Source organism: Candidatus Auribacterota bacterium (assembly GCA_026392035.1).
GTDB lineage: Bacteria > Auribacterota > Tritonobacteria > UBA1439 > UBA1439 > JAPLCX01.
In genome coordinates this window covers 1-7,032 of the sequence record JAPLCX010000105.1, presented here as the reverse complement: position 1 = coordinate 7,032, position 7,032 = coordinate 1, and the positions used below count along the sequence as shown (strand labels likewise).

6 protein-coding genes are annotated in these 7,032 nt (G+C 56.1%); all 6 read left to right on the top strand.

Annotated features, from left to right (window positions below; genetic code table 11):
• Positions 1–285 (top strand): hypothetical protein (locus NTX71_11315; GenBank protein MCX6340486.1); only part of this gene is annotated, 285 nt, incomplete at its 5' end.
• A 460-nt stretch (positions 286–745) separates the two neighbouring features.
• Positions 746–2,386, top strand: coding sequence for a PQQ-binding-like beta-propeller repeat protein (locus tag NTX71_11310; GenBank protein MCX6340485.1), 1,641 nt, complete (start codon positions 746–748; stop codon positions 2,384–2,386).
• A gap of 133 nt (positions 2,387–2,519) precedes the next feature.
• On the top strand, positions 2,520–4,631 hold the full coding sequence (locus NTX71_11305; protein MCX6340484.1) for a tetratricopeptide repeat protein: 2,112 nt from the start codon (positions 2,520–2,522) through the stop codon (positions 4,629–4,631).
• Between the two features lie 3 nt (positions 4,632–4,634).
• Entirely contained in the window at positions 4,635–5,198 is a 564-nt protein-coding gene (locus tag NTX71_11300) for a sigma-70 family RNA polymerase sigma factor (protein MCX6340483.1), read from the top strand.
• 342 nt (positions 5,199–5,540) lie between these two features.
• Positions 5,541–6,314 carry a zf-HC2 domain-containing protein gene (locus NTX71_11295; protein ID MCX6340482.1) on the top strand — a complete coding sequence of 258 codons (774 nt, stop codon included), beginning with the start codon at positions 5,541–5,543 and terminating at the stop codon, positions 6,312–6,314.
• Positions 6,311–6,853, top strand: coding sequence for a hypothetical protein (locus NTX71_11290; protein ID MCX6340481.1), 543 nt, complete (start codon positions 6,311–6,313; stop codon positions 6,851–6,853). Before NTX71_11295 ends, NTX71_11290 begins: the two co-directional genes overlap by 4 nt.
• Positions 6,854–7,032: the final 179 nt, after the last annotated feature.

Below are 7,032 nucleotides of genomic sequence, written 5' to 3'. Positions count from 1 at the left end.
GGAGGGATTATGGCAGCCGGCGATTTTTATTCCTTTGTCCCCGGCAATACCCGATCATTGCGTAAGGGCGTTCATCGTCTGGCAAGGGCGCCGCACGGGATAGGGAAGGCCCAAACAAGGACGCTCTTCTCGATACCGTCTATCCCGGATGTAATCCCATCCGGAGATGGAGAATTGGACTTCCAGGTGATCGTCGGCCTTGTTCCATTGGGGGTCATTCCGCGAGATATCGGTAGCTGTATACCGGGATATGAGGATGTTGTTTGGGGAATAATTGTGCGCTGAGGGCAAGATTGAATGGTGCAAAAACACACCATCTCAAGCCATGATGGCCTATGGGGGTTTTTGTGTAAATGGCTTATCCACTTCGCTCATGTAAAACTTGCGCAACTGATACTATCACGATTAGTTGCGGTAGGAATGCATTTCGCATCATTGTAATTGCTAACTCGGGTTTCCTGAAAAAGTATATAAATATTTACAGTACAAGCTAAAAGCCACCGGGATAGCAATTGATCCTGATGGAAATTACATAGCTTCAACAGCAGCAGAACATTATGAGTATAACCCTATTACAGCTCAGAAGTATACATGCAGGTATCTGATCCATGGCGTGCTCGTGTACAAAGGCTACAGTCCGCTCGACACCCGCACATGGCTCAGCAATCCGGATACAATGGCGATTGTGAAGTAAAAAGAGGGACTGTTCAAACCTTAAAGATTGAAGCGGGGCAGGGGAGGAATCATGAGACGATATTTGATTGCGCTGAATATATTATATGCCACAGTTTCAGTAAGGGACATTGCTCATGGTTACTATGACGATTGGCCGATGTTCCGTAAAGACGCCTTGCACACAGGAACGACTTATGCAATCGCTTCAGAAACAGGAAAACTTGCATGGAGTTACGTAACAGGCGGCAAAGTAACGTCATCTCCATCCGCCACCAATGCCGGAGGAGTATATTTCGGTTCCTGTGACAACGGGCTCTACGCGCTTACGTGGGATGGTGTGCTGAAATGGAGGTATGCAAGCTCGGATGACATAGTTTCTTCTCCCGCCGTGGAGTATGACGGTACGGTCTATGCCGGCGCCATGGACAACAACATCTATGCCATCGGATGGAACGGCTCACTGCTGTGGAGTTATTCAAGTTCAGATAGTGTTTCCTCATCACCTGCGATAAGCACTCATTATGCAGACCCTGATATTGTAAGCATAGGATCTCATGATGGAGCGCTTTATGCATTTATAGGACAGCCTGCCCCTCCTCCATGCAGCTTATCTTGCGGTCATGAGGAGGATGAGGAGAGTGATGCCATAAAATTATGGGATATGGAGTATTTTACCCAGAGACAGCCGGGAACCCTTTTATGGAGCTGCCTCACCGGCGGGCCTGTATTTTCTTCGCCCGCTATGTCCGATTATTCTGAGTATACAGGCTCTCATGATAATATCGTTTACGCCCGTTCGTGGGGCTCGTTGAGATGGAATTATGCGACAGGAAATGATGTTTTATCCTCTCCCGCCGTAGTCAAATATGGAGCAGTAGCAGTTTGCGTGGGGAGCAGTGATAATAATTTTTATGCGCTCGGCGATTCTAATGGGGCGCTTATATGGAGTTACCTGACAGGAGATGATGTCGTTTCGTCCCCCGCCCTTTATGATTCAGCAGTTTGCTTCGGATCTTGCGATAACAATGTTTATGCGCTCAATTTCACTGGTTCTCTCAACTGGAGTTATGCCGCAGGAAATGATATTTCTTCCTCCCCTGCGGTGGACGGAAGCGGGAAAGCTTATGTGGGGTCTTGTGACAACAACGTTTATGTTATTGCCTCATCCGGCGCGCTTCAATGGAGCTATAGAACGGAGGGCGACGTTGCTTCTTCTCCATCAATAGATTCATACGGAAGGGTCTATGTGGGATCCGATGACAATGCCGTTTATGCGTTTGTTGGACTGGCAACACCGGTACCGACGCCGACACAGACACCAACACCGCTTCTGGATATCACGCCGAGCATCGGAAATCCCAGAGTGGGCAAGGCATTCGCGATCGAAGTCAGCGTACAACCTCTCCTGACCCCTTGTGACGCGTATGGAGGGATTATGGCAGCCGGCGATTTTTATTCCTTTGTCCCCGGCAATACCCGATCATTGCGTAAGGGCGTTCATCGTCTGGCAAGGGCGCCGCACGGGATAGGGAAGGCCCAAACAAAGACGCTCTTCTCGATACCGTCTATCCCGGATGTAATCCCATCCGGAGATAGAGAATTGGACTTCCAGGTGATCGTCGGCCTTGTTCCATTGGGGGTCATTCCGCGAGATATCGGTAGCTGTATACCGGGATATGAGGATGTTGTTTGGGGAATAATTGTGCGCTGAGGTAGTGTCCATTCTTTTTCGCACTTTGTTTCAATCCGCGGCTAAAACCCCATACCCCATTACGGTCTCATACGCATTTCCGGCCGCACCGGCTCACGTTTTTGTTACAATACCCCTCCCTATGAGACGCCTGATGAGCTCCCTTCCGTCGGTGTTCTTCTTTCTCACCGTATCCGCCTTTGGATGCTTCCGCATCATCGACACGGATGTCTGGCTGTACCTGAAAACCGGGGAGTACATCTGCCATAACCTGCGCGTTCCCCGGACTGATTTCTTTTCCTACAGCGCCGCAGGCGAATCATGGATTGACGTGCACTGGCTCGCCCAGGCCGGCCTGTGGGCTGCCTATGCCGCCGCCGGTGCGGTAGGCCTCACCCTCCTCCGCCTGGCGCTCGTGCTGGCGATCTTCGTCATCCTCTACCGGTGCTGCCGCGCATACGCCTCCCCCACGCTCACGATCTCGGTCCTCACGCTCTCGCTCCTCATTTCAAACGATGGGTTTCTCATAAAACCACACCTCATCTCGCTGCTCCTCGCGGCCTCGTTCATCTCCCTGCTCGATCGCACACATTCGAGCGACAGCGCGCGAGTCTGGCTCCTCGTGCCGCTCCAGGTGCTCTGGGTGAACACGCACCCGTCATTCCTCCTTGGCCCTTTCCTCATCCTCGTCTACCTGCTGGATATACGGAGGAGGCCGCCTGCGCACGCGACTCACTGGCGAAAAAGGCTCGCGCTGATCCTCGTGTGCGCCTCGGCCTCCTGCATCCTCAACCCGTATGGATTTTCCGTGTTCCCCCAGCCCTGGCTCCAGACAGCGTCACGCGTCTTCAGCGCAACCGTCATCCCCTGGACACCGCCGTCGGCAGCCTTCCCTGCCGCGTCTTCGGTATTTTTTTTCAAGCTGATGCTCACGCTCTGCATCGCCTCGGCCATTGTCAATATCAGGAACGCGCGCGCCTCCCACGCGGTCACCATGGCGGTGTTTGCATTCCTCTCGATGCGATCCCGCAGGCACATGCCATTGTTCGCGCTGCTCGCTGCACCGGGGCTCGCGTACAACCTCGCGGGGGTCGCGCAATTCCTCGCGAAACGATGGGCGGGGGCGGCGAGGGTCTGCGGCGTCGCGGGCGCGGTGCTGATCTCCCTGCTTTTCTGCCTGCTGATACGGGAGGTGACCGATAACACATACTACGTGAGACAGCGCAGCCTGAAACGGTTCGGCCTCGGGAAGTCGCAGATCGCATTTCCCGATGCGGCCATGGATTTTCTCGACTCATCACGCATCGAGGGGCGCGTCTTCTGCAACTATGATATCGGGAGCTACTTTGCGGGGCGTTTCTATCCGCGCCGCGCGGTGTTCATTGACGGGCGAAACCTCGTCTACGGAGAGACGCTCTTCCAGGCATACCTCAGCGCGATGGGAGATATCGGCGCGTTCGACACGCTCGCTGAGAAATACGGGATCTCCGCGGCGCTCCTCACGCACAGCTCACGGGACGTCAGGGCCCTGCTGCCGTCGCTCTGGAAGAGCAACGGCTGGATCCCCGTCTACGCAGATGCCCGCGCGGTTATTTTCTTGAGAAATCGCCCCGGATTCCCCGCACCTTCCCGCCTCGACCTCAGCGGCTGCCGCCTCTCACTCATCCACACGGGCGACTCATTCCCGATCGAGGAGCTCCGGGCAGGGGAGCTCTTTTTCACGCTGGGGCTGCGGGGTTGCGCGAGAGACATGCTCAACCGCGCCCTCGCGCATTACCCATCGCTCCCCGAGGCCCACAACATGCTCGGCCTGATCGCCGTTCAAGAGGGGAACACGTCAGCCGCAATCACTGAACTCCAGCAGGCATGCCGGATGAGCCGGGCCTACGCGGAGCCCCGCATCAATCTCGCGACGGTCCTTCTCGGCGAGGGAGACGCGCCAGGGGCGACGCGCGAGGCGAGGGATGCCGTGCGCATCGCGCCCTCGAACGCCCTGGCCCACAGTGCGCTCGGCCTCGCGTACCTGTATGACGGGAAACCAGCCAGGGCACTGGGCGAGATCGAGGAAGCGGTGAGGCTCGATCCCGGTGATTCGGCGGCGCGGAAGAATCTGGCCGCGATCTTCGCGGAGGAAGGATTCTTCGATAAGGCGAGGGAACACCTGGAAGAGGTGATACGGCGCACGCCCGGCGATCAGGGCGCAGGGGCGATGCTCCGAAAAATAAATGCCGCGGAAGCGAACAAAAATACCCCCGGAGCGTATTAATATATGGAAGTGAGAGACGGGGAGCTCATGCTGAGGGTCGCCGAAGGCGATCACTCGTCTCTTCGGGTGCTCTATGACAGGTACGCGTCGCGCCTGACGACCTACGCGTCCTACATGCTGGGCGACCGTGCGGCCGCTGAGGACGTCGTACAGGAAACGTTCCTCAGGGTATTCAGGCACGCGGGGCGGTTTGATCAGGGGAAGCGGTTCTCCACCTGGATATACTCTATCGCGGCGAACCGCTGCCGGGATGAGCTGCGCAGGATAAAGCGCCGCCGCAACTTCACGCTCCCGCTGCTGAGAGACGCATCCGAGGGCCATGCCGCGGGGCGCATGACATCACCCCTGAGGGGGGCCGCCGGCAGGGAATTCACCGGGCGGCTGCGTGAGGAGCTCGGCGCGCTCCCACCCGAGCAGCGGGAGGTGATCGCGCTGCGCTACCTCGACTCGATGAAGTACGCGGAAATTGCCGAGATCGCCGGCTGCCCGCTCGGCACGGTGCAATCGCGCCTGCACGCCGGCCTGAAGATACTCAGGGAACGGCTGAAGGATTTCTGGGGTGACTGATAAATGTATAATCTACCACGGAGGCACGGAGGACACGGAGATCTTTAAAACAGTAACAACAGTTTCTCGTTTCTAGTTTCTAGGGCAATAAATAATCCGTGTTTATCCCTGCCCGCCGGCAGGCAGGTCCGTGGTGAAAAATTACCTTGGTTTCTAAAAAATGGGGATACTCCACTGACTTACTAATGGGAGCACATTATTCTTTACACTTTTTGCCATGGTCATTGCGATCCCGCCTTGGCGGGAGAAGCAATCTCCTACTGCCCAAAGAGTTGAGATTGCTTCGTCGCTACGCTCCTCGCAATGACATGTCAGATATTTAATGCTCCCCGTGATATATCCATGAAATGCCCACTGGATTATGATAAAATTCTCGCCTATCGTCTCGGCGAACTGACAGGCCGAGAGGGAGATGAGGTCGGGCGCCACATCGCCTCGTGCCCCCGATGCGCCCGGGAGCTCGCGGCGATGGATTCGATCTCCAGAGGCCTGTCCGCGCTCCCGAGGATGGAACCGGGCGCAGAGCGATGGAGCGAGCTGCTCACCGCGATCGAGGGGGAGCGGCAGGCAGGGGCGATTCCGTTCCTCGCTTCGCTCGTACATATTTTGAGGAAACCGGCCGTTGCGGCAGGGGCGTTTCTGCTGCTCATCTGCGCCCTGGTGTTCCACCTCTCGACCAGACGGGAACCCGTTCCCTCTCACACAGAGACCGCCATCGAGGAGATGGGGAGCAAATTCGCCCACAGGCGCCCGGGTGATCAGAAATTCATGGATGCCCTGAGCGCATACCTCAGCGACGCTCGGATAATAGTTTCAGGGCTCCAGGCCTGCGCGGCGGCAGGGGACGCCGGTTGCTGGAGCAGCCTCAAGGAAAAGGTCATCGAGGGCGATATGCTCTACAGGGCCATCTACCTGCGCGAGGGGCTCTCCGATGCCTCAAGGGGTTCGCGCGCGCGGATCGATGAGTCACAGACACTGATTGACGATTCGAGCAGCATCTTCCGCGCCATCAGCGAGCGTTCTCCGGAGCGCCTCGCCAGTGAGGGGGGCGCACTGGGAAAGGAAATCAAGAGGATGGATTTGCTCGGCCGGCTGAGGCAAGGGGGCGTCCGGTGATCCCCTTACGATCACTCCACATCACCAATGTCGTACTGGGGGCGCTTCTCGCCTGCATCTCCTACCGCGCGCTCCAGACCTCCTGGCAGCCGGAAAAACCGAAGAAGGCCGAAACGGCCAAGAAGGCCGAAGCGACCACGCCGGCTGAAAAGCTAAAAATTACCAGCGGGCGATACGCGATCATTGACCAGGCGAATATATTCAAAAACAAGGACATCGTGGCCGCGCCGCCGCCCGAGCCGACTCCTGTCCCCACCCCGCCCCCTCCGCTGCCAAAGCTGGACCTGGAGTTAAAGGGGACCACCATCTCCCGGCTCCGCGGGAACGTGAAAGCGATCATTTATAATAAAAAGACAAGGAAGACCGATTACTACGGCAAGAACGACGTGGTCCCGGACAGCGATGGGGCAAAAATTATTGAAATCACACGGACGAGCGTCACCTTCGACAGGCAGGGACAGATCGAAACACTGGACCTGTACCCCGTTGATCTGAACCCACTGAAAGGGGACGCCGCTTCACAAAATACGGGCAAATGAGGTAATGCCTCAGTCAGACACTGACAATGATAGCCGGCTGTCATTGCGGGTGAAATACTCATAGATTGTTGGTATTCGTGTTGGTAAATATTGCATAACCCTTTGTTAGATAAATAATTGGGTATTTTATATACTTTCCTTTCTTAAACCGGTTTAAGAAAGGAGATTTATCATGTCAA

Coding starts and splice junctions, on each gene's coding strand:
- NTX71_11300 (MCX6340483.1), top strand. CDS start 4,635: ATGGAAGTGAGAGACGGGGAGCTCATGCTGAGGGTCGCCGAAGGCGAT.
- NTX71_11310 (MCX6340485.1), top strand. CDS start 746: ATGAGACGATATTTGATTGCGCTGAATATATTATATGCCACAGTTTCA.
- NTX71_11295 (MCX6340482.1), top strand. CDS start 5,541: ATGAAATGCCCACTGGATTATGATAAAATTCTCGCCTATCGTCTCGGC.
- NTX71_11305 (MCX6340484.1), top strand. CDS start 2,520: ATGAGCTCCCTTCCGTCGGTGTTCTTCTTTCTCACCGTATCCGCCTTT.